This window comes from Phytobacter sp., from assembly GCF_059074235.1.
In genome coordinates, this window is sequence record NZ_JCACPZ010000009.1 from 142,088 (window position 1) to 165,355 (window position 23,268).

18 protein-coding genes are annotated in these 23,268 nt (G+C 52.0%); 7 read left to right on the forward strand and 11 right to left on the reverse strand.

What is annotated here, in order from left to right; translation table 11 throughout:
- Positions 1-136: 136 nt before the first annotated feature.
- The 3 genes from AC5JPW_RS25175 to AC5JPW_RS25185 all read right to left on the reverse strand — a co-directional run bounded on the left by AC5JPW_RS25175 (position 137) and on the right by AC5JPW_RS25185 (position 2,409).
- A complete protein-coding gene (locus AC5JPW_RS25175; RefSeq protein ID WP_494244171.1) occupies positions 137-667 on the reverse strand; it encodes a GNAT family N-acetyltransferase in 531 nt (176 codons plus the stop codon).
- Positions 668-1,046: 379 nt separating this feature from the next.
- Complete coding sequence (locus AC5JPW_RS25180) at positions 1,047-1,835, reverse strand: helix-turn-helix transcriptional regulator (RefSeq protein ID WP_494244173.1); 789 nt, start codon at positions 1,833-1,835, stop codon at positions 1,047-1,049.
- Between the two features lie 16 nt (positions 1,836-1,851).
- A complete protein-coding gene (locus AC5JPW_RS25185; protein ID WP_494244175.1) occupies positions 1,852-2,409 on the reverse strand; it encodes a kinase inhibitor in 558 nt (185 codons plus the stop codon).
- 652 nt (positions 2,410-3,061) lie between these two features.
- Between AC5JPW_RS25185 and AC5JPW_RS25190 the strand changes: the two genes are divergently transcribed.
- Entirely contained in the window at positions 3,062-4,714 is a 1,653-nt protein-coding gene (locus tag AC5JPW_RS25190) for an acetolactate synthase large subunit (RefSeq protein WP_494244177.1), read from the forward strand.
- A 179-nt stretch (positions 4,715-4,893) separates the two neighbouring features.
- Here the strand turns inward: AC5JPW_RS25190 and AC5JPW_RS25195 are convergent, their stop codons facing one another.
- Positions 4,894-6,906 (reverse strand): 2Fe-2S iron-sulfur cluster-binding protein, encoded by a 2,013-nt coding sequence (locus AC5JPW_RS25195; RefSeq protein ID WP_494244179.1) that lies wholly within the window; start codon positions 6,904-6,906, stop codon positions 4,894-4,896.
- A 303-nt stretch (positions 6,907-7,209) separates the two neighbouring features.
- Complete coding sequence (locus AC5JPW_RS25200) at positions 7,210-7,602, reverse strand: VOC family protein (protein WP_494244181.1); 393 nt, start codon at positions 7,600-7,602, stop codon at positions 7,210-7,212.
- A 271-nt stretch (positions 7,603-7,873) separates the two neighbouring features.
- Between AC5JPW_RS25200 and AC5JPW_RS25205 the strand changes: the two genes are divergently transcribed.
- Both AC5JPW_RS25205 and AC5JPW_RS25210 read left to right on the forward strand, forming a co-directional pair.
- The gene (locus tag AC5JPW_RS25205; protein WP_494244182.1) at positions 7,874-8,449 is read left to right on the forward strand and encodes a CGNR zinc finger domain-containing protein; all 576 of its coding nucleotides are present in this window, start codon (positions 7,874-7,876) and stop codon (positions 8,447-8,449) included.
- Positions 8,450-9,200: 751 nt separating this feature from the next.
- Positions 9,201-9,551, forward strand: coding sequence for a cyclophilin-like fold protein (locus AC5JPW_RS25210; RefSeq protein ID WP_494244184.1), 351 nt, complete (start codon positions 9,201-9,203; stop codon positions 9,549-9,551).
- Positions 9,552-9,708: 157 nt separating this feature from the next.
- Here the strand turns inward: AC5JPW_RS25210 and AC5JPW_RS25215 are convergent, their stop codons facing one another.
- Positions 9,709-10,623, reverse strand: a complete 915-nt coding sequence (locus tag AC5JPW_RS25215; protein ID WP_494244186.1) for an AraC family transcriptional regulator — start codon at positions 10,621-10,623, stop codon at positions 9,709-9,711.
- Between the two features lie 266 nt (positions 10,624-10,889).
- Here AC5JPW_RS25215 and AC5JPW_RS25220 point away from each other — a divergent pair, with 266 nt between their 5' ends.
- Entirely contained in the window at positions 10,890-12,038 is a 1,149-nt protein-coding gene (locus AC5JPW_RS25220; protein ID WP_494244188.1) for an iron-containing alcohol dehydrogenase, read from the forward strand.
- 21 nt (positions 12,039-12,059) lie between these two features.
- Positions 12,060-13,157, forward strand: a complete 1,098-nt coding sequence (locus tag AC5JPW_RS25225) for an alpha/beta hydrolase (RefSeq protein WP_494244190.1) — start codon at positions 12,060-12,062, stop codon at positions 13,155-13,157.
- Positions 13,158-13,357: 200 nt separating this feature from the next.
- Here the strand turns inward: AC5JPW_RS25225 and AC5JPW_RS25230 are convergent, their stop codons facing one another.
- Complete coding sequence (locus tag AC5JPW_RS25230; RefSeq protein WP_494244192.1) at positions 13,358-14,233, reverse strand: LysR family transcriptional regulator; 876 nt, start codon at positions 14,231-14,233, stop codon at positions 13,358-13,360.
- Between the two features lie 129 nt (positions 14,234-14,362).
- On the opposite strand from AC5JPW_RS25230, the gene gstA reads away from it, so the two are divergent.
- A complete protein-coding gene (gene gstA, locus AC5JPW_RS25235; protein WP_494244194.1) occupies positions 14,363-14,965 on the forward strand; it encodes a glutathione transferase GstA in 603 nt (200 codons plus the stop codon).
- 334 nt (positions 14,966-15,299) lie between these two features.
- Positions 15,300-16,070 (forward strand): LbetaH domain-containing protein, encoded by a 771-nt coding sequence (locus tag AC5JPW_RS25240; protein ID WP_494244195.1) that lies wholly within the window; start codon positions 15,300-15,302, stop codon positions 16,068-16,070.
- A gap of 929 nt (positions 16,071-16,999) precedes the next feature.
- Here AC5JPW_RS25240 and AC5JPW_RS25245 read toward each other — a convergent pair.
- The 4 genes from AC5JPW_RS25245 to AC5JPW_RS25260 all read right to left on the reverse strand — a co-directional run bounded on the left by AC5JPW_RS25245 (position 17,000) and on the right by AC5JPW_RS25260 (position 23,220).
- A complete protein-coding gene (locus AC5JPW_RS25245) occupies positions 17,000-20,071 on the reverse strand; it encodes an efflux RND transporter permease subunit (protein ID WP_494244197.1) in 3,072 nt (1,023 codons plus the stop codon).
- Positions 20,068-21,222 (reverse strand): efflux RND transporter periplasmic adaptor subunit, encoded by a 1,155-nt coding sequence (locus AC5JPW_RS25250; RefSeq protein ID WP_494244199.1) that lies wholly within the window; start codon positions 21,220-21,222, stop codon positions 20,068-20,070. Before AC5JPW_RS25250 ends, AC5JPW_RS25245 begins: the two co-directional genes overlap by 4 nt.
- 133 nt (positions 21,223-21,355) lie before the next feature.
- Positions 21,356-22,528 (reverse strand): sensor histidine kinase, encoded by a 1,173-nt coding sequence (locus AC5JPW_RS25255; RefSeq protein WP_494244201.1) that lies wholly within the window; start codon positions 22,526-22,528, stop codon positions 21,356-21,358.
- Entirely contained in the window at positions 22,525-23,220 is a 696-nt protein-coding gene (locus AC5JPW_RS25260; RefSeq protein WP_494244202.1) for a response regulator, read from the reverse strand. Before AC5JPW_RS25260 ends, AC5JPW_RS25255 begins: the two co-directional genes overlap by 4 nt.
- Positions 23,221-23,268: the final 48 nt, after the last annotated feature.

Here is a 23,268-nt window from a genome sequence, read left to right on the forward strand (position 1 = left end):
CCTGGTTAGCTCGTCCCCTTCGTGCCAGAAGCGGAAGTTGTACCGACAGATACCCAGCCCTATAAGGACGGTAATGATACTTAGGGGCGCAACAGCACGTTGCTATATTAATCGTGCAGTGATTCCCATATGCCGTTCAGATCAAACTTAATCTGCTCTTAAAATCAGTGTTTGTCAGCCCGTAGCAAACGCTTGTATCAGTAGTGTGCTTTTGATCGGGTTTCATTCCTATTTTTTCTGCGACACGCATTGAGGAGATATTATCAGGATCGATATCTGCGACGATGCAATCAAGTCTCAGGGTGTTAAAGGCATGGCTCACGACCACTTGTGCGGCTTCGGGCGCATAGCCGTTTCCCCAGGCTAAACGGTTCAGTCTCCATCCAATTTCAATCTCAGAGCCGACGCCGCCCTCGGGGATCAGAAGAATCCACCCAAGGAACTGCTCTTGCTGTTCCTTGGGGAAAATAGACCAGTAACCGAGACCATCATCAAACTTATGCAAGATTCTGTCTTTCAGAAAGGCTTCATGTTCATGAGGATTATTCCAAGGGCCAGGAATATATTTTGTAACTTCCGGGTCACGGTCCATTTCGATGCATGCCTGAAAGTCAGACATCGTTCGCGGGCGCAAAAAGAGGCGTTCGGTTTCAAAGTGTGATTGCATCTGACTGCACTCATAAGTGAATTAAAGAATCATTAAAAAGCGCGTGACGCACATTAGCAAGCGTCTTAGCTGCTAATCCAGCTCACAGCGGTGACCTGCTCTCCGATGATTATCACACGTCAATATAAGTCCTGCATCCAGATGACCATGACAAATACGAACTTCCGTTCCTCGCTCACTGCGGACCATCAATTCGCTCTATACCAGAAGATTATTTAGCAAAAATCCGTCACTGACCTGAAAATTATCCCTGGGTCAGTGATGGTGTCATCAAACCCACCAGTGGGAAGAGCGATGTTAACCCCGGGATGTTCCTGAGCGTGGAAAAAACACCGCAGCCTGTCGTCAATAAAAAAGGCGCTTGAAAAATCACCATGTATTAACGGACACTTTTCGGCAAACAACCATAATGTTTCCGGAATCTGGCAGTAAATCTTGAGCCAGAAAGATATCCACAACGTGAAGCAATTTCACCAATGGGCAGCACTGTTGTCTGCAATTGTGACAGTGCAAACGACATGCGAACCTCTTCTATAATTTGCCGGTAGCTTTGTGATTCCAGTTTCAGTCTTCTGCGCAGGGTCGAGGTGCCTAACGATAATTGTCCGGCAATATCCTGCGCTGTCCAGAGTTTTGCCGGCGACGACATAATAATTTGCCGAACTTGCTCAGTCAGATTGAAGCTTCGCTCAATCAACAACGGTGCTGTTAACCCCTCATGGTGAAGAGCCAGCAGCAACCCTAAAGCCTGATGTTCCTGTAATTTTGCTGGTAAACCACTGCGCACCGCATTTAGCAAGTTGTCCCACATAAACGTCAGCCCTTTGCTCATCGGCACACATAAAGACGTAAGTCTGGCGGGCGGATAATCATGAATATATTGAGACTTAAACGCTGAAAGAAGCTCAGGGGACAGCAGCAGCAAATCGGAACGAAAAACCCCGAATGCAGGTTGATTAACGATTTCCAGTTCTGTATTTGCCGGAATGATGATGAGTTCATCTGGCGTGGCAATCAGGCGACTCTCATCCTGAATAATCACTTTACTCCCCTGCGTGATATGGCAGATTGCAGCTGAAAAAAGTTTAACGCGATGCAGGCGGTGCTTATGGCTGGAATATACCTCTGCTGTTGTCAGATTCTTATGCTCAAAATGCAAGTCCTGCACCGTGTTCACCTGCCTCTTATCTTCTGTAGGTTGCTGTCAATTCTGTTTTCGCAATCACGTTGCTGTTAAGCATATAGCCGACCAGCGCGCCACTCGCATTACTGTCGACTGGCAGTTTACCTGTACTCAGAGCCCAAACGGTAAACTGATAACGATGCGGCTTATCGCCCGGTGGTGGACACGCCCCGCCAAACCCCGAATAACCAAAATCATTACGCCCCTGTATAGCCCCATCTGGCAGCGTCTTTTTCGCTGCGTCTCCCGCACCTGCGGGGATAGATTTTACCGAAGCCGGGATATTCACCACTGTCCAGTGCCACCAACCGCTGCCGCTGGGGGCATCGGGATCATAGACCGTAATAGCAAAACTTTTTGTTCCAGCGGGTGGATTCTGCCACGCCAGTTGCGGGGAAATATTACCGCCTCTACAACCAAATCCCTGGAAAACTTGTTTCTCAGTTAATTGTTGGCTCTGAGGAATATCGGTACTACTGACGTGGAATGTTTGTGCGGAAGACGCGTTAAAACTTATTGCGACCAAAATGCCTATGGTCAGGGGCGCGATGCTTTTCATTATGTGTACTCCGTTGTGGTGAGAGTCACTAATGTAATCAGAGCAGCATCCCGGAGTTGTGCTCATCCGATTTTATTTTGTGCCGAAACGCTCATGGAAAAAATAGATAGCCGGTCCTTATGTGTTATGTGTGCCCGGATTTGCGCACTCATCAACCCACTGACGGATTGCTGCCGGTTAAATGCCCAAGCGGACATTTCAAAATAGCCCCACCACGGACATCCGAACCCTGGACTGACCCCATCCCACCTCAGTAGACATATCCTGTCCTCACGATAAGGCCTGTTCAAAAGCCTCCGGGCTGATGCTGCAGTGTGATGCTGAAAACCAGTGATCTGCCTGTGGAGGTTCAGGTTTGGCCTGACATTGCCGAGTCCCGGATTGCAGTGCAAACGAGAGCCCCTTTATACAGCCAACAGTTTTGCAGCTGTTAAATCATTTCCCGAACAGTGGCCTTTCCCATTCTGATGCCACGACAGAAGCGATTGACTATGTAGAATGATCATTCTACCATGAGGCGAGGGAGTGGAACGGTCGTTCTACATCACGCTCATGGAACAGCTAATGTCCGATATATGAGAAAAGCTATCGGCAGACGGGCGCGCAGCAGCCGGAATGCCATTCCTGACAACTGTCACTGAGGTTAAAAACGATGGCTAAGGCCTCCGACATTATTGTGCAGTGTTTAGAAAGCGAGGGCGTTGAGTATGTGTTCGGCATTCCCGGTGAGGAAAACCTCGGCTTGCTGGAATCTCTTCGCCAGTCGCAGATCAAGCTGGTTCTTACCCGTCACGAGCAGTCCGCTGGTTTCATGGCCGCCACCTATGGCCGCCTGACCGGCAAGACGGGGGTAAGCTTGTCCACTCTTGGCCCTGGCGCAACCAACCTGGCCACCGCAAGCGCTTACGCGTATCTGGGGGGCATGCCGATGCTTATGATCACCGGCCAGAAACCGGTTAAAAATTCCAGGCAGGGTCGCTTTCAGATTATCGACGTATGCAGCATGATGGCCCCCATCACCAAATACACTCACCGGCTCGCTTCGGCAGACGATATCCCTTCACGCGTGCGTGAAGCATTTCGCCGGGCTGAAGAAGAAAAACCGGGCGCCGTTCACCTGGAGCTGCCGGAAGACATCGCCGCTGAGCAGACCGACAGCTTGCCAATCCAGCGGATCCCGTTCAGCCTTAACTGTCGGCCACTGGCAGAACACTCCGCTATTGATGTGGCCGTGAAGAGGCTGCGAAAGGCTCGCAGCCCAATCCTGGTGATAGGTGCGGGTGCCAACCGCAAGATGACTACTGAGGCCCTTGAGCAGCTTATTGATAAGACAGGCATCCCGTTCGTTACTACGCAACTCGGCAAGGGTGTTGTGGACGAGCGTCACCCATGCTTTGTGGGGAATGCTGCACTGTCCACTGGTGACTTCGTTCACCGGGCCCTTGAATCCGCAGACCTGATCGTCAATGTCTGTCACGATTTGAGTGAGAAACCCCCTTTTTTGATGGTCCGTGGCAGTACTGAAGTCATTCATATCCACTTCCGTTCCGCCGAAGTCGACACCCTGTACTTTCCGCAGATCGAAGTAATTGGTGATATCGCTGACGCTGTATGGCGGATTGGCGACGCACTGAACAACACCGTACAGTGGGATTTCACCCGTATGCTGACAATTCGTGAGGCTAATGAAGTACAGATTGCTGAAGGCGCGGAGGATGACCGCTATCCTGTGTACCCACAACGTCTGGTAGCCGACATACGTCGTGCGATGCCGTCTGAAGGCATCGTGGCACTGGACAATGGTATTTATAAGATCTGGTTTGCCCGCAACTACAAAGCACACAAACCGAATACCGTCTTGCTCGACAACGGCCTGGCGACCATGGGGGCGGGCCTGCCGTCAGCAATGGCCGCTCATCTGGTCTATCCGGATCGACCGGTGATTGCCGTGTGCGGTGATGGCGGCTTCATGATGAACAGCCAGGAGCTTGAAACCGCCTTGCGCTTAAACATGCACATCACGGTAGTGATCCTGCGTGACGATGGTTATGGCATGATCCGCTGCAAGCAAGCCAGGATGGGCTACGCCGAATTCGGTGTAAGCTACAACAACCCGGACTTTGTGAAATATGCAGAGGCGTACGGTGCCAGTGGTTACCGCGTTGAGTGCGCCGGAGCTTTGCTACCCCTACTGGAACATTGCATTAAAACCCCGGGGGTACACGTCATCGACTGTCCAGTCGATTACAGTGAGAACGATCAAATCCTTAATGATGAATTGCGCGCGAGGTCACTGGCTGTGTGAAGGGGATTCGGATCAGCGGGATTATGACATCTGTTGGGTCAAATTCAGGCACTGGCATGTGGTTACTCCTGGTCCGGAGCGTGGGAAAACGTAGTCAATCAGCAGCAACATGCGGGGCAAACTACGTCCTGTGCTGCTGCCTGACTTACTCCACATCGTCTCCGAAAAATCGGGGCTGTTCACAGTTCTATTTCGACGTGCTCATCCATAGGGATAGCACAGCAGATCAACACCTCGCCATCGGCCGGAGTGATCACCGGCTGGCGCGGGTAATGCACACTTCCGGAAATCAGCCGGGTGGCGCACGAACCACATTTTCCCGAACGACAGTTATAGCCGGGTTTAAGACCCGCGGCTTCAGCGGCTTCCAGAAGAGTACCACTTTGATTCGTCCATTTGACCTGGACTGCCGAGCGGGAAAAAGTAATTTGTGCACGCTCGGGAAGTATTGCCGTTGGGAATACCTTCCCAGGCTCACCGAGTTCGCCGGTGCCAAAAAACTCGTAGTGGATATGTGAACGGTCTACGCCAATGTCGCGCAACCCCGAATAAAGCGATCGCATGAAACCTTCTGGTCCGCACAAGTAAAACTGGTAACCGCCAAACGGTAGCAGCCTGGCGAGAGCATCCACGCTGAGCCGTTCCTCAGTGTCGTGTGTCTCCCCCTGGTTGTCTTCCGGGCCGGGAGCACTGTATGTCGTGAAGAGGTGCAGCCAGTCGTATCTGCAGGCCATCGCCTTGAGCTCGCGGCGGAACGCCTGGCTGGCACTGTTCTGCGCCGCATGGACGAAGTAAACCGCGCGTTGAGGTGCACCGTTTTTAAGGGCCGTTATCTGCGCATCAAGCATGGCCATCATGGGGGTTATACCGACGCCACCGGAAAGCATGACGATCGGCTGGGTGCTGTCATCCAGAATGAAATTGCCTGCGGGTGACCCTACCTCGATGATATCTCCACTTTCAAAATGGTCGTGCAACAGTCGGGACGCCAACCCGTGCGCTTCTCGCTTGACCGAGAGGCGATAGTTCTGCCCGTTCGGTCCTTGCGATATTGTGTAACTGCGTTGGATGACTTCGGCATTGTTTTGAAGCCGTATCGGCAGGAACTGTCCCGCTAAATGCATTTCAACCGGGCCACCGTCAGCGGGTGTAAGGTAGAAAGAGGTGATGCTGGCGCTCTCTTTAATCTTCGAGGCGATCCTGAAACGCCTGTAGCCACCCGGTTTGAATAGGGCCAGACGCGCCTCATTCCAGGTTCCGGTGGTAGCCAGTCCGGGCCATTGCTCGGATGTCGTCCCGATAACCGGCAGCGCGGCAGTGGCGTGCCAGATTTCTTCCGGCACCACGTCCACAATACGTTCGGCTCCTTCAAACGACTTGATACGGTCGGGGTCCCAGTCGATGGAACCGCGCCCCGTGAGCACTATTGCCTCACCCGTTTCAAAATCCGGAACGAACAGGCCGACCCGGCCGTCGCTCTCAATGTTGCCCAGTGTGTTGAAAAAGCGATTGCCGGAGAAGTCGGGAAAGGAGAGTGTGCCGTCTTCGTTGATGCCGAGAAACCCCGGACGCCCCCCCCGGTGTGATGCATCGACGCCGGCGCTTCCCCCATCCAGTGAACCCGCTGCACGGGAGGCAATGAAAAAAGTGTCAGCGGCCTCAATAATCCGTCGAACTTCCGGATCGGTGATACTGACGCGCCGGCGGCCCACAGCTGCCGGCGCGTCCTGGCCAGGGGGCAGCTGTCGGGTCTGAATGTATTGCGGACAGTTTCCGAAACTCTGGTCGACCAGGATGGCCATTTCACCCGTCGAGGCATGTTGTATCCGGCCATTCAGTCGATTGCGGCGTCTGCTGGTCAGATCAATCCCGAGTATGCCAACACTGGCACCGGGTGACCGATCCAGGCCGAGTTCATCCGAAAGCACCGGGTCCCGGTGTATCTCGAGTGTATCCGGAGTGGGGGAAACCAGGAAACCCCGTGGCCCGAGAACCGGAACGCACCACGGTCGGCCGTCTGAATCGAGCAGCCCCAGAAACAGCATCCGAAGATTTTCAAAGAAGTCACGATGTTGCTGAGGCATTTCGGGGCGGACAAAGCCTTCCGATTGCTTAAGCCACTCGCCTGAAACTTCGGCGCGCGCCTGTACTGCACGCTCACCGTCATGAAAGACACTGCGTGTCTGCTGCATGGGGCCCCTCCCGGGATCATTTACCGTTGCTGGAAGACCAGAACCTGCTACGACGAAGCCAAATATTTGCCGGCAACTGAAGCGCGAATGTTGCCTTTACTGAAGGCATCAAAAGCCTGTTGAATGCTTCAGGGCGTAAAGCGGACAATTCCCTGTCCCATAATTCCGACACATGAACAGCTCAGCCTTTGCATCTGAGCAATCTGACTGAAACTGCGGCGCCCACCTGAGCAATCGCTGCCAGGCACTCCATCCTGATAAAGCATGACGGCAACGCCCGTGGTACAGGACGCCAGAAACGACTCAACCAGGGTAGTAGAATTCAATTCGTATTCCACTCGGCTCATAGCACATCATATGCATGGACGGCCCCTCACGGAGCAAGGTGGGCCCGAATTCAATCTCGACCTGATTTGCCTTCAACACGTCAAGAATCTGGTACAGACCCTCTTTGCTCTCTACCAGCAAGGCCAGGTGATGGAGTCCGACATTGTTTTTGCGATTGAACCGGACAGGCTCCTCTGTTTGCGTTTTCCAGAGTGTGAGCATCACCGCCCCGTCTTTCACAAAGATGGCCGGGTAGTCTTCGCGTCGTTTAACTTCCTGCCAGCCCAGTAAACCCGTGAAGAACGCCGCGCTCTCTTCAAGATTTGATACGGCCAAGCCAATATGTTGTACACCATGAGTCAATGCCATCGTTCCTGTCCTCTTTTTGAAGGGCTTGTTCAGGGATGATTGCCCTTCGACAACCATGCCCGCGGTATGTGAAATTTGTTTTTACGTCCGGGCAGCCATGCCTGTCGCAAAGCCGGATCGCCGGCCTCACGGTAAAAAGCGTTAAATCTGCCGTTGATAACCCGAACAAGCAGACGCCATGGTAATCCCTTGTAACCTTTAAAGCTCGTTATTGAAGGTTACACACACTTCCTGTAACCTGTCAAAATTATTTATTGGGTTACAGGTGCGTATGGAAATCAAAAATCTTTCTTCCCCGCCTCCCTTCCTGGCCGATAACCTCGCGCTGGACTTCATCAACAGTGAATACGGGACGGGTGGCGACAGGCATGATTGCTTTGAAGACGATCGAAGCGTTATCGGCTGGCTGGAAACGGTGGGCCTTGTGCCGAAAGGAACTCAGGCTCCGCCAGAATTACTGGGAGAGGCTCGCCAGCTCCGCGATGCAGCCAGAGCCGTCGTACATGCTGCGATGAAGTCCAGCGAGGCAGACCTGACGGTGATTAACAGAATGCTCAGAACAGGGTGTCCCGAGACGCGGCTTAAATGGGATCAGGATACACAGCAGTATCGTGTGGATGTTCGTTCGGGCGGGCACAGCCCCGCAGGCCTCCTCTGGCCCGTTGCCGATGCGCTTGTAAAGCTGCTCACGCATGAAAAGTTTGAATACGTACGGCAGTGTGAAGCCCATGACTGTATTTTACTTTTTCACGATTTGAGCAAATCACATCGACGTCGCTGGTGCAGCATGGCCACCTGCGGCAATCGTATGAAAGTGGCAACATTCCGGAAGAGGAAAGGTTCATAGTAGTCCAGGCTGTCAATCCCTGGCGAGCGCACCAGTATTTTTCTCGACAAAGAGCAAATGAGACGAGCAGTCAGGGAGAGCCTGGGTTTATCAGGTAAGAACCATTGTTCAGCGTTAACCGGCAGTGCAGCTTAAGACAGCCCTGTTTTACAGAATTTATATCCCCCTCCCGGTCTGTCCCTCCATTACGGCACCGGTACGGACGACAAAATCATGGCGACTGAGATTTTTACTTTCATCCATCACAATACTCCTGATGTTTAAGGGGACCGTGCGGACTGAATTATGGTTATCTGGCGCGTATCAAAAGCAATTTATTGATAACGAGAAATTAACTGGTATGGCACCCTCGAGTAGAAATGCTTCTAACTTGCCAGCAGTTTGCTGGTATCGGGTCTTTGATTGAGACCAAAATCAGCTTATTGAGTGGAGATCGGAGGCGATACACAAAAACAATAAATTTTTTGCCTGATCCTCCAAAAATGACATGGAAGGTAGAGTCTGCTGATTAAACTAATATGCTGCGATACAGTAGTCTGCACGAGTAAAATAATGATTAGTACATACCTCGTCCGGTGGCTGAGCCAGCGTTCATGGCTTTGCAATTCAAAATAGTGAGTATTATTGCGAGCCGGGTGCAAGCGAATAATGATTTATTGAGAAAAATACTTGGAGTTATGTTGTTCTGTCGAGATTTACTTTCCCCCGATGTGGTACGATTATTTAAGCTTAAAATCATGAAAAGAGAATTATGAAGTTAAACATTATCGTTAATAAAAAAGTTATACCGGCCACCATTAATGAAAGTGATATGAGTCGGGATTTTTCTGCATTATTTCCCTTGGAATTACATCTTAACGATTATGCAGGAGAGGAGAAGATCAGCATGTTACCTGTACAGTTACGTACAGTGGACTCTCCTAAGGGAACAGAAGCCCTTAAAGGGGACATTATGATATTTAAGCCATGGGGCAATCTTGCCATCTTTTACAAAGATCGCGGGTACGTTGACGGTTTAATCAAACTTGGTCAGCTAGATGATCCGGATGCGCTGCCTCTATCTCCATATTCATACAGCGCAAGATTTGAATTAATGGAATAGTAGGGGATGCGCTTCTGAAGGAAAATTATATTGAGACGTCACAGTGGCAGTACATACTAAATTCAATTCAGCAGGGAATACTCATTCGTCTGTTTCGAAAATCTTCGTGATTGAACTAAGTTAAACACACTGTTTTAGCCGATAGCCCTGTGGATTATCAAAGCTTACTGGCAGATTGCCTTAGAACCGTGATGTCCTTTTTTGGGGATTCCCCAAACATCCTCGTATATTCCCGGCTGAAATGGGACAGGCTTTCATAACCGACAGCAAAGGCCGCAGTGGTGACATCGTAATGCTCCTTCAGCATCAGTCGCCTTGCTTCATTGAGACGCAGCCATTTCTGGTAACGGAGCGGACTCATTCCCGCAAGCTGCCTGAAATGATGGTGAAAGGATGGCGTGCTCATTTGCACCCGATTTGCCAGCTCCTCGACACGTAAAGGCGATGCGATATTGGTCTTTAACCAGTCGATAGCTTTGCCGATACGGTAGCCATGGCCGTCTACTGCGGCAATCTGCCTGAGATGATCGGTCTGATCGCTCATCAAAAGCCTGTAATGTATTTCCCTTTGAATCAGTGGGCCGAGAACAGGGATGGCTTCAGGCTCGTCAAGCAATGAAAGCAGGCGGCAGAATGGCTCCAGCAAAACATCAGTAATGGTTCCTATACCGACCCCCGTTCCTGCGTCTCGTTTTTTGACTGGCGGCAGGCTTCCCTGTGCAATTAACTCCATCAGGACGCGCTGGTCAAGTTTATAGGCTACACCGACACAGGGTCGTGATGCTGATGCCTGTAGTACTTCGGAACTAGCTGGTAAGTCGAGCGAAGTGATCAGAAATTTTTCCGAATTATATTCATAAGGTTCACCTCCAACCCACATTATCTTCGCACCCTCGGCCACCAGAACGATGCTGGGAGGAACCAGGCAGCTCACCGGAGGCGCTGGTTCATTCCGTCGGAACAATTCCAGCCCTTCGACAGCGGTGGGGAAATCGCCGGTACCGGGCGCGCGATGCGAAATATCCCGGGAAAGCGAACCGAGTAGTTTCTCAACCGACTTGTCTGAAATCATTCTGTAATGCCTCGCATTTGTTACGTCTATGCAACGTCGTCAACTTACCAGTTATAAAGGTTGAAATATACGCTTTGATATCAGATTAATAGGATCAGGCAAATAATGCAGAGTATTTTAATAACAGATTTCATCAAAGGCATCAAAAATAGCAATACTGAAAATGAGGCTCTGACCTATAAATCAGCTCATTACTCTGAACATATTTAAGCCGTTCAGGAAAAAGCATTTTTGGCTACCTGACAGGTTATCTGGAGAAAACAAACGTGAAAGAGTTTACTTTCTACAACCCAACCCGCATCGAATTCGGTTCTGGAAAAGAGGAAACTATCGGTGCGCACATTGCCAACGTTGGCGCACGTAAAGTTCTGCTTTGCTACGGTAGCGAACGTATCAAACGAGAAGGCTTATTTGATACGGTGATCAAAAATCTTACTCATCACGGTATTGAATATATAGAGCTTGGCGGCATCGTAAGTAACCCGTTGATTTCTAAAGTCCGCGAAGGGGTAGAACTTGCAAAACAACATAACTTGGACGCAATTCTGAGCGTTGGTGGAGGCTCAGTCCTTGATAGTGCTAAAGCTATCGCTGCCGGAACATATTATGATGGCGATGTCTGGGATTTATTCATTGGTAAAGGTGAACTTTCTTCCGCTTTACCTTTATTCGCCATTCTGACCATAGCCGCAACGGGTAGCGAAATGAACCCGTATGCCGTTGTCACCAACGAAGCTACGCAGGAAAAATTATCGATCGGTAACGACTACACGCGTCCAGTAGTCTCCGTACTGAGTCCGGCGCTGATGGCAGGCATCTCCCGCGATTACCTGGTGTATTCTGCTGCTGATATCATTTCGCATCTTATTGAAGTGTACTTCACCGCAACCGTTCAGCCCGTAATTCAGTCGCGACTGGTTGAGTCATTGATTAATACGGTGATTGAAACAGCACAAACGTTAATCAGAAATCCGGTTGATGAAGCTGCACGTGGGGAATTTGCCTGGGCTGCCACTCTTGCTCAAAACGGTCTGATTTTGTCAGGTTGCGCCGGATTCAGCTACCCGAATCATGCAATCGAGCACTCTTTATCAGCACTTTTCAATGTCCCGCACGGGGCAGGGTTGTCAGTTGTCATGCCAGCCTGGATGAAATGGTACAAAAACCAAAATACACCGCAGTTTGAGCGTTTCGCAAAATACGTATTCGGACTCAATTCGGCAGACGAAGGTATTGCTGCGCTTGAAAACTGGTTTGCAGAAATTGGCACGCCAACACGTCTTGAACAACTGAACATTAAAGAAGCAGACTTGCCTGCTATCGTCGAGAACGTCCAGATCAATGTAAAAGCATTTGGTATCGCCAGCGATTACCCACCGGAAGTTGTGACTGAAATACTCATGAAAGCTGTCTGAAAACATTTACCTCAACATTAAATGAAAGGTTTTAATATCATGACACTAAAATCTTCAAAGCGCTTTTTTAATGGCGCTCTCCTCGCCGGAGCGCTGGCTATGATTTCAACAGAGGCAGCAATCGCGCAGCCTACGTCAGACGTATCCGGTACTCCAATAAGTCTGGTTCAGACTTGGGATAAAACCTTCCCTGGAAGTAACAAAGTGGATTACCAAAAAGTTACTTTTAAAAACCGTTATGGCATTACGCTGGCCGCAGACGTGTATCTACCTAAAGATCGTGGAAACAAGAAACTTGCTGCCATTGTTGTTTCAGGGCCCTTCGGCGCTGTAAAAGAGCAGGCTTCAGGCCTTTATGCACAAACGTTAGCAGAGCGTGGATTCGTGACACTGGCTTTTGATCCGTCTTATACCGGGGAAAGTAGCGGTGAACCACGCAATATAGCCTCTCCTGATATTAATACTGAGGACTTTATGGCTGCGGTCGATTTTATTGGATTGCAACCTTATGTGGATCGTGAACGAATCGGTGTAATCGGTGTATGTGGCATGGGCGGGATTGCACTGAACGCCGTTGCAGTGGATAAACGTGTTAAAGCTGTTGTTGCGAGTACTATGTATGATATGAGTCGGGTTATGTCGAAAGGCTACAATGACAGTGTAACCCCGGAGCAGCGCGAGCAGACGCTTGAGAAACTGAGCCTTCAGCGCTGGGAAGATGCGGCAAATGGTAAACCTGCCTATCAACCACCTTATAACAAACTGAAAGGCGGCGAAGCGCAGTTCCTCGTAGAGTATGCGGACTACTATATGACAAAGCGTGGATATCACCCACGTGCGGTCAATTCAGGAAACTCATGGTCGGTAACAACACCTATGTCCTTCATGAATTTCCCTCTGATGACCTATATTAAAGAAATCTCTCCGCGTCCTATCCTGTTTGTTCATGGTGAAAAAGCGCACTCGCTTTATTTCTCCAAAACAGCCTATGAAGCGGCAAATCAGCCTAAAGAGCTTCTGATAGTTAAAGACGCCACTCATGTTGATTTGTATGATCGTATGGATAAGATCCCATTCAGTGATATCACGGCATTCTTCAACAAATATCTTAATAAATAAACACTAACTTAAAAACGCTTTCTACATGATGAGAAAGCGTTTTCCTGCTACTTATAGTAATTTCGAGCATTTTTTCTATATCTCGAAGTAAACGCAAGAAACAAGAGGGAAGTCAGGAATCTAAAATATTAATTTATCAGTTTATGGAAATGCCTTATGAATTTATCAAATATCATAGTTGAATAAACCCAAGAAACAACTCATATACCTTTACGTAGTCCTTTAAGTAGTGACTGTGTCGCAACAGAAGCGTTTCCGGATGGCGAACACACCAACCCAAATTCTCGGTGTATGGATGGTGTTACCGGCACCACACACAGGCTGCGCAGTTCCTCCGGCAGAGCTGATTCAGGTACAAGGGCGACTCCCATGCCTTCACCGACGAGCTTACAGGCGCTGATCCAGTCGCGTACTGTCACGCGTATGTCTGAGAGTTGCAAGCCAGCCTTCTCCATCAGGCTTTTTCCATTAATGACACATCCGCCTGTCGCCAAAATAAAGGGCTGACCTGCCAGCTCTTCAAGCGTGATGCCATAAGTCCTTGCATGGCGAGCCTGTAGATTGCTGCCGTGCATTACCGCCATCCAGGCATCCTGTCCTAATATAATATCTGCACGTCCGGGTACAGGATTCATTACTACTCCCAGTTCAACGGTGTCTGCCGCCAGCCACTCCTCTACTTCCTCATCTGTACCTTCCAGGATGACTACTTCAATACCTGGATGCAGGCGCTTAAAATCTCGCAACAGTTCGGGCAAGAATGTGGAAGTCACTGATGGAAAACTGGCAAGCCGAATGCGCCCGCTTTTTAACCCCCGGCTCTCGTCAGCCAGGATGCGGATTGCGTTCAGCTGGGACAGCATGTTTCTTGCGTGTTCGATAACCGCCTCACCCAGCGCGGTGACACCTATATAGCGTCGCTCACGCGTAAATAACGGGAATCCCAGTGAGGCCTCTAACTGGGCAATGGCCTGGCTCGCCCCAGACTGGGTCATTCCTATCTCCTCTGCGGCGCGAGAGATATTGCGTGCATCCGCCACTGCAACCATCAATCGCCAATGTAAAAGATTCATCATGATTATCAGTAGCTCAGCTAATAGTAAATTTTATATCATTAATTTTACAGGGTAATCCGCGTAAAATACAATGTGTTCAGGATCGCGAAGGACGTTGCTCGACGACTTTTCAATTTAAACGGAGAAAACATGAAACTCTATTACGCCCCGGATACCTGTTCGTTATCACCACACATCGTGCTGCGCGAGTTGGAGCTTGAATTTGAATTGGTCAAAGTAGACAACAGAAGCAAGTTCACCGCTGACGGGCGCGATTTCCGGAGCATTAACCCAAAAGGTTATGTGGCTGCACTTGAACTGGATGATGGGCAGATACTGACTGAAGGTCCTGCCATTGTGCAGTACCTTGCCGATATGAAACCGGAGAAGGGTCTGGCACCGCGAGCGGACAGTTGGGCTCGGGTGCGTCTGCAGGAATGGCTTAACTTTATCACCAGCGAAATACACGCCGGTTCGGCACCGTTGTTCAACCGCGCGCTGCCCGAAGACGTCAAATCGATTTTTCGCGAGAAGCTATTCCGGCAGTTCGATTTCCTCCAACTGACTCTCAATGAAAAAACCTATCTGACTGGCCCCTCATTCAGTGTTGCCGATGCCTACCTCTTCACAGTGCTGGGCTGGTGCAAATTCTTCTCCATCGAACTGAATCGCTGGCCGGCGTTATCGACATATAGGGAAATTATCAGTGCACGCCCTGCAGTGCAGGCCGCATTACTAGCTGAAGCGCGGTAAGTTCGTCAGCCACTCAATGGGAGTCACAACTTTTGAGTGGCTGCAAAGGAGAAAGCCCGCTCCTCGTTCACAGCTGCTCCCCACGGCCCTTCCGCTTTGGGCCAAAAGCGGAAGTTAGCAGTTACTCTTACATCTGATGTAGGCGTTACTAACAAAGCTGTATATCTATAAACGGGGAACAAGTCAGAGACACTATAAATTTAGAATATGTTCAATAATATTATAATTAACCCACTATTTATGGGGGTAAGAAAAGTGTGTGAATTTAGATAAAATAGTCCAGCGCGGTACTAATAAACTTAGTAGCTGCAAGCATCCAATAAGGACGTTCGCTGTGAATATTGATACTGATAATGACTGCCTGGGATTCGATCCGACTCATCCTATGTCGCAGCATTTTGATGTTTTAGTCTACAAAGATGGTCTATTTAGCACGTTGCCTAAAAACTTCTTCCAAAATTGGCTGGGAGACGCTTTTAATGCTGGCAGGATGCGGATAGGAAAATGTTCGGGCTTTGGAATTGGTTCCATTGCTAAGTATGATAGTGACGCGCAATGCCTGGATATTGGTCGATTCGTTGCGGGTGGCTCGCGGATCAGATGCCTACTTAACGGGCAACATGAGATGCGCTCAATGTCGACGGCAATAATGTCATTTATAGATCCCGCGCTGAAAGCCCCGTCTCTGCCACAGTATGGCGATTTAATCATCAAAAATGATATCTGGATCGGCGATGAAGTCATGATGCTGGGTGGGGGAATTGTCGAAAATGGGTGCGTTATTGGTGCCAGGTCGCTCCTTCCTCCCAATTTCAGATCCGAGCCCTACGGCATTTATGCCGGGAGCCCTGCAAAGTTGATTCGCTTTCGCTTCTCCGAGAAAATTATCGAATCATTGGAAGATATTGCCTGGTGGGACCAACCTGACTTATTGAATTGGCTAAAAGTTATAAATCCTTATTTTTTAGTTGATTTTACAAAAGATGAAGGTAAAGCACTGGCTTTATTGCAACAAGTTAAAGAGCATAAATTGAGCTGGCTCCGCCGTTTTAAAACGGTTCCTGAAAACGTAGCAGAAGAGTCTTTTAGTTCTCTATTGAGCTGAATGCGAAAGTCTGGCGCCTGCATGACATAGTTGGAGCCAGCTTCCATGCCACCGCTTTGACCCATTCCCATCGATCGTTGTTCCTGCGCCAGCGGTATAAAAATCCGCGTTGCGCATAATAGTAGACACTGGCAACACCGTTGAACTTAACAGGACACTATCGATGAAACTCACGCAAAGTCTCAATGCCACTCAGCTGCTGCTCCTGTGCTCAAACTTTAGGGCAGGATCGTCTACCGGGGCGGGGTCAGTCCAAACAGCGCCTATCATCTTTGCGCCACAATGACCGGCGCGCCATTTACAACCACGACCGAAGTTTATCCAGATAGCCCTGCAACGTCTCCGGACGAATGCAACCGGGCGCAGATTGCCACTATCCGCAGCGCAATTAAATTCGCCCTGAACGGGTAGCAGCTTTTTAGCCGTCAGATTGCACGGGAAAGCTGATTTCCCGTGCCGCTCAGACTTAAAGGGAGAGTCGGTAAGTTAAGTAAGGTAGCCTGACTGTAGTAAAGTCCGATCCTCGCTCAAACCAAAATTCCTGCTTCCCGCTACAGTCAGCTCTATGCCCTAAGACGGCTCAAAATACCTTGTAAGATGCAATCAGAAAGCAACGTTAATGAAATGAGCAATCGGATAAAAGCATTTCCGCAGCGTTCAAGTGACATTTCCCGGCGCTGGGTTGAACGGCTGTATTTTCCGTAGAAACAAAATGGTGCTGTTCTCTGCTTCTGAAAACAGATTGGGCAACTGGGGCAGGGCCTCTTTCGCTTGAAGCCCTCCCAGACCAGGTTTATCCACAGAAACGGGGGATAACCATGTGGGTAACACCCAAGAGACTGAAGACATCCCGGAAAAATAAATAACGTGAATATCTACAAGGGCATAGGAAAGAGGATAACGGCAGGCATTTACCTGCCGTTTTGCCGTCAATGTGACCGGATTGCCATCGCTTTCTCTTCCAGTTGCATCACCAGACTCAGGGAGGCGGGGAGGATGGTTAATGTCACCAGCGTAGCGGCCAGTAATCCACCGATAATGACAAAGGCCATCGGAGCCCAGAAGGCCTGACCGGCGATGGGAAGCATACCGAGTACCGCCGCAGAGGCAGTGAGCAAAATGGGTCTTGCCCGGTGCAGGCTGGCGGTAATAATCGCGGTGTCGCGGGGCAGGCCGCTGCGCGTGTTACTGTCCACCTCGCTAATCAGGATCACTGCATTGCGAACGATCATCCCGGCCAGCGCAATCATGCCCAGAATCGCCGCAAATCCCATCGGAGTGCGGGTAGGCAGCATCAGTAATACAATGCCGGGCAGGCAGAATGGGGCCATAAACAGCGCCAGTAAAACGCGGGAAAAGCGTTTCAACTGCAGCATCAGCAGCACCAGCGTCAATGCCAGGGAAAAGGGCAGCACGCTAAATACCGAACGGTTGCCTTTTTCTGATTCCGCCACCGTGCCACCTTCCTCAATCAGGTAGCCATACGGCAAGCTGGCCCGCAGTGCATTGACCGTCGACTTGAGCGCCGAAGAGACAGTTTCTGCCTGTAGCCCTGGCGCAATATCCGTCTGTACGGTGATGACAGGCAGGCGCTGACGTCGCCAGATCAGCGGGTCATCGACTCCCCATTCCGGCGTGGCGATTTCGCTGAGCGGAATTTTACGCCCATCGTCGGCGGTGAGAAAAAGCGAAGCGAAGCTGCGTAGATCCTGGCGTGCCTCATCATTGGCCCGCAGAGTGACCCCTACCAGTCGGTTGCGATCGCGGATGGCGGTCACCGTTGTGCCGGTCCACAGCGTATTGAGTTCCTGCGCAAGGCTCTCCGAGGAGATACCGGCAGCACGCGCAGCGGTCTGGTTGACCTTGAGGGTGATCACCCGTTCAGGTTCACCCGCGCTGACATTGACTTCGCGGGTGTCCGGGTTGTGGGCAATCTGCGCTGCCAGTGTCTGAGCAAGCTGCTGCACTTTTGCATAATCCGGCCCGCTGACGCGGTATTTCACCGGCCAGCCCACGGGTGGCCCCAGCTCCAGCGGGTAAACACGAGCGACAATGTCGCTGAACTGCTGTGAAAGGATGTCGTTGATCTGCTGTTGCAGCCGGTTGCGCGAGGGCAGGTCTTTTGCCACCACCACCAGTTGGGCGATATTTTCGTTTTCCAGCGCCACATCCATCGGCAGATAAAAACGGATCGCACCGCTGCCAATGTACGAGGAAAAGCGGGCCATATTCGGGTTACCCTGGAGGGCTTTTTCCAGCCGCTCTGTCTGCCACGCGGTCTCGGTCTGGGAGGCGTTTCCCGGTAAGGTCAGATTCACCAGCAGTTCCGGGCGGTCGGACGGTGGGAAAAATCCGCCCTGCAACAGGAGCGTGGCCGCGCCGGATAACGCCAACAGCAGCAGTGCAACGGTCAATGTCAGCCCACGGCGGCGCATGACTGCATTGAGCAACTGCGTGTAACCCCGCTTGATGCGCGACGGGGACGGATTATGTACCTTCTGCACACGCGGCAGGATCCAGACACCGGTCAGCGGCGAGAAGACCACTGCCACCCCCCAGGAGCAGGTCAGCGCAATCAGCACCACGGCAAACAGCGTGAAGCAGTATTCTCCGGCACTTGAGGTAGCAAAGCCGACGGGGATAAACCCGGCAATCATCACCAGCGTTCCGGTGAGCATCGGGAACGCCGTGGTGCCAAAGGCATAGCTGGCAGCCTTGATTTTACTCTCTCCCGCTTCAAGGCGACCGACCATCGCCTCCACGGTGATCATCGCATCATCCACCAGTAAACCGAGCGCGATGATCAGTGCCCCAAGGGAAATGCGTTGCAGGCCAATCCCACTTGCCAGCATCAGGGTAAACGTGAGAGCCAGAACCAGAGGAATGGCGGCAGCAACCACCAGCCCGGCACGCAGGCCCAGCGAAACAAACGATACCGCCATTACGATAATAATCGCCTCGATCAGCACCTGCACAAACTCGTCCACGGCGTGCTCGACAACGTGTGATTGATCCGCAACCCGGGTCATTTCAATGCCATGGGGCAGGGTGCTGCTGATGTTCTCCATGCGCGCATTCAGCGCCTGGCCGAAGCGCAGCATGTTGCCGGTGGCGGCCATCGACACCGCCAGCCCAATAGCCGGTTGCCCGTTAACGCGGAAAAGTGGCGTTGGCGGTTCGGCGTCCTCCCGGCTGAGAGTGGCGATGTCGGTAAGGGGGATGTAGCGATCGTCCACGTGCAGGGTAACGCTCTTCAGACTCTCTTCGGAGGAGAACGCACCGCTGACCCGCAGCGCGATGTTTTCTTTATCGGTGCGGGCCGTACCTGACGGGGCGATGGCGTTTTGTGCCTGCAGGGCGGCGGTGATTTGCTCAAGCGTCACTCCCAGACCGGCCATTTTTTGTGGCGAGAAGGCAATAACCACTTGTTCTTCCTGTTCGCCCAGTAGCTGGATCTTGCCGATATCTGGCAGCGACATCAGGTCACGCCGGATGGTCTCCACGCGGTCGCGTAGCGCACGGTCAGAGAAACCGTCGCGAGTGAAGGCGTAGATCGTGCCAAAGGTGTCATCGAACTCATCATTCACCCACGGGCCGGTCGCACCGGAGGGCAGTGAGGGGGCGATATCCTGCATTTTTTTACGCAACTGGTACCAGATGTCGCTGACCTTTGAAGGGGGCGTGTCATCGCGCAGATTGACAAAAATCACCGTACGGCCGCCGCGCGTCTCGCTTTCCACATAATCGAGCCAGGGGATCTCCTGGAGCTTTTTTTCCAGCGGATCGGTCACAAAGTTAAGCGTGTCCTGGATGCTGGCACCGGGCCACTGCGCGGAAACCACGGCGGTTTTAATGGTGAAATTCGGGTCTTCATTGCGCGACAGCATTTCATAGCTTTTCACGCCGATCGCCATAATCAACAGCATAAAAAACACCACTAACTGCTGATTAGCGATAGCCCAGGAGGAAAAGTTCATCTTCAGGGGAGGGCGATGACTCATTCGAACTCATCTCCTGGCGCGACTTTTTCTCCGGCCCGTAGCTTTGATACCCCAGCAATCACCACTTTGTTGCCCGGCTGCACACCCTCAGAAACAAAAATATGGCTGGGGGAAAAGCCAGCCAGCGTCACTGGCTGTAGCGCAAGCTGCATCCGGTTGCTGTCGAGAATAAACACCGCAGGCTTGCCCGCCGCACGGGTCAGCGCGGAGGCCGGTAAGGCCATCGTCGGCTGCTCATGCCGGGAAAACGCCGCCTGCACACTGGCACCTAATGCGAGTTCTGACGGGGGAGAAACCAGGGTCAGGCGAACCCGCCATGTGCGGGTTTTGGTATCGGCCTGTGGGCTGATATCACGGAAAATGGCCTGAGCCTTCACGGAGCTGGTTGAAAGCAGCGACACGGTAAATGGCTTTTCGCGATCGCGTGCCATCTCATCCGGCGAGGCGACATCAAACACCGCATCACGGGAGCCACCGGCTGCCAGCGTGACCACACTTTCCCCGGCGCTGACCACCTGGCCGACCGAGGCGTTCACGGTGGTGACTACACCCGCGGTGGGGGCAATCAGACGTGACCAACTGACATTTTCATTGGCAATTTTCAGGCTTGCTTCTGCGCTTTTACGTTTGGCGGCAGCTGACTGCCATTCGGCCTGGGCGCTGTCCAGCGCTGAAAGAGAAATGGCCCCGGAGGGCATCAATTGTTTCATGCGCCGCAGGTTTAAGGCTGCCACCTGTTCGGCTGCTTTTGCACTGTCGAGATCGGCCCGGGCAGACAGAAACTGATTCTGTGTGGTTTCACTTTCGAGGGTGGCGATCACCTGTCCGGGTTGTACCTGTGAACCAACATCCACCGTGCGGGAGATAATGCGCCCGCTGGTGCGAAACCCGAGTGTGACATCATCGTGGGCATGAATTTCACCGACGCGCAACTGGACATCCTGCGACGACGGTGGTGGAACGACCATATATTTAACCGGTCGGGGCGATGAGGTCTCATCCGGTTCCTGCCCGCGACAGCTGTGCAGAATAATGGCGATAAACAGCGGGCTGAAGGCGAGTATCAGGGCGAATAGCAGCCATGATTTGTGACCTTTTTGCATGAAATAGTGCAGCAGATGCCGCAGTCCTGAGGTGAGATAGTCTGTCATGTTGGCGTGTCCTGGCTGTGATGACGCTATTTCACCGCCCGGTTATCCAGATTCTTTGCAGGATTTATCAAGAGTGTGTCAAGGCGGGGGAAAATGCGAGCACGGACAGTTTTAGCCGGAGGGAAAGGCGGCGCTAGCCAACCTCCGGCAACCGCACCGTTAACTCCAGACCACCACTTGCAGGCAGTACCGCGCTTATCTCGCCGTGGTGCGCCTGGCAAATCGCCCTGGCGATGGACAACCCCAGGCCGCTACCGCCGGAATGGCGTGCGCGAGACGTCTCTGCACGGGTAAAACGCTCAAACATGTCGACGAGAAAATCCGCCGATACACCCGGCCCCGCATCGCGAAAGCGCATCTCTACACTTCCGGCCTGCCGCGTGACACGGATGTTCAGTCTTTTGCCTTCGCTGGCGTACGAAAGCGTATTTTCCAGAATCAGGGTGATAACCTGGCCGATTTTGCTGGCATCAGCCGCTAAAGAGCAGTCTCTGTCAGCGTCCAGCGTAATGATCAGACCTGCTTGCTCGGCACGGGCATGTATCCATGCGATGCGCTCTTTGAGCAGATCCGTCAGATTAAAGCGATGGTAGTCCAGCACCAGACGATCGGCGTCGGCCAGCGACAGCAATTGCAGTCCGTCCGCCAGTTGGCTGAGGGACTGAAGCTGTTTCATGACCATCGACAGTTGCGTCTGATCCGGGGTAAATACGCCGTCCATCATTCCCTGTAAGCGCCCCATTGCGGCGGTCAGCGGCGAGCGCAGTTCGTGGGCCATTGCCACATGGGAGGCCCGTAACTCCCGATCATAACGGGCCAGTTGCTGGGTCATGTGGTTAAAGTCGCGCACAAACGATGTCATCTCTGCCGGGGCGTTATCCAGTGGCTGCGCCTGGGCGGTAAAATCGCCCCGGGCAACGGCGCGGGCAGCAGCAGTCAAGCGGCTGAATTGTACCGCTAGCGGGCGCACGGTCTTCAGTCCCCAGAACACCAGGCACGGGATCAAAATGAGGATCAGTACACCAATGATCAACCAGTCTTCTGAAGCGATGTTCGGGTCGGTGTAACTCAGCCCCCACCACTGGTCAATAATCTGGTGAAAACGGGTCGGGTCAGCAGGGGGATGGGCTTTGATCAGCGCATACTCTTCGCGCACGGCGGCGGGCATTTGGTGCTTTAGCCACACTGCCTGCAGGGCGTAGCGTACCCAGATAGAGGCCACAAACACAAACACCGAGCAGATCGAAAAAATCGAAATGCGGATGCATATCCAGCGCCAGAGAGACTGATCGGCAGAGGTTTTCATGGTTGTCTGAACCTGTAACCCACGCCACGCACATTCAGCAGGACATCGGTCATCCCCGCTGATTCGAGCTTCTTGCGCAGATTATAAATATGGGTGTCCACGACACGCTCCAGCGCATCGCTGTCGGGAAGGCACTGTTCGAGTAACGAAAGTCGGGTATGCGCTCGCACCGGTGAGCGCATCAGTAGCGTAAGCAGAGAGAATTCGGTGGGCGTCAGATCCAGCAGCAGCGGCTTCTGGTCCTTGTTAATCATGACCGCCGTCAGGGCAAGAGTGTCCACCTCCAACCCTTGCCAGCGCAGGATCTCTTCCGGCTCGTTCTGATGCTGGTAACGCCGCAGCACCGCCTGTACCCGTGCCACTACTTCACGCGGATCGTAGGGTTTGACGATGTAATCATCCGCGCCATAGCGCAGGGCGCCAATTTTGTCGGGCAGGTCGCCCATGGCGGTGATCATTATCACCGGAGTCTGGCCGTCACGTCGTATCGCGGCCAGCACTTCAGTGCCATTCATCGAGGGCAACATGACATCCAGCAGAATGATATCGGGCTTCCACTGGCGGGCGACATCCAGTCCGGTACGACCGTCTCCCGAGATGGCCACCGCGTAATTTTCCCGTCGCAGGTAGGCGTCAAGCACACCCGCTGCGTCTGCATCATCCTCAATAATTAACACCCGCCGTGGGTTCATGGCGCGATTCCCTGTCAGAGCAATATGTATAGGCAGCAATGATACGTC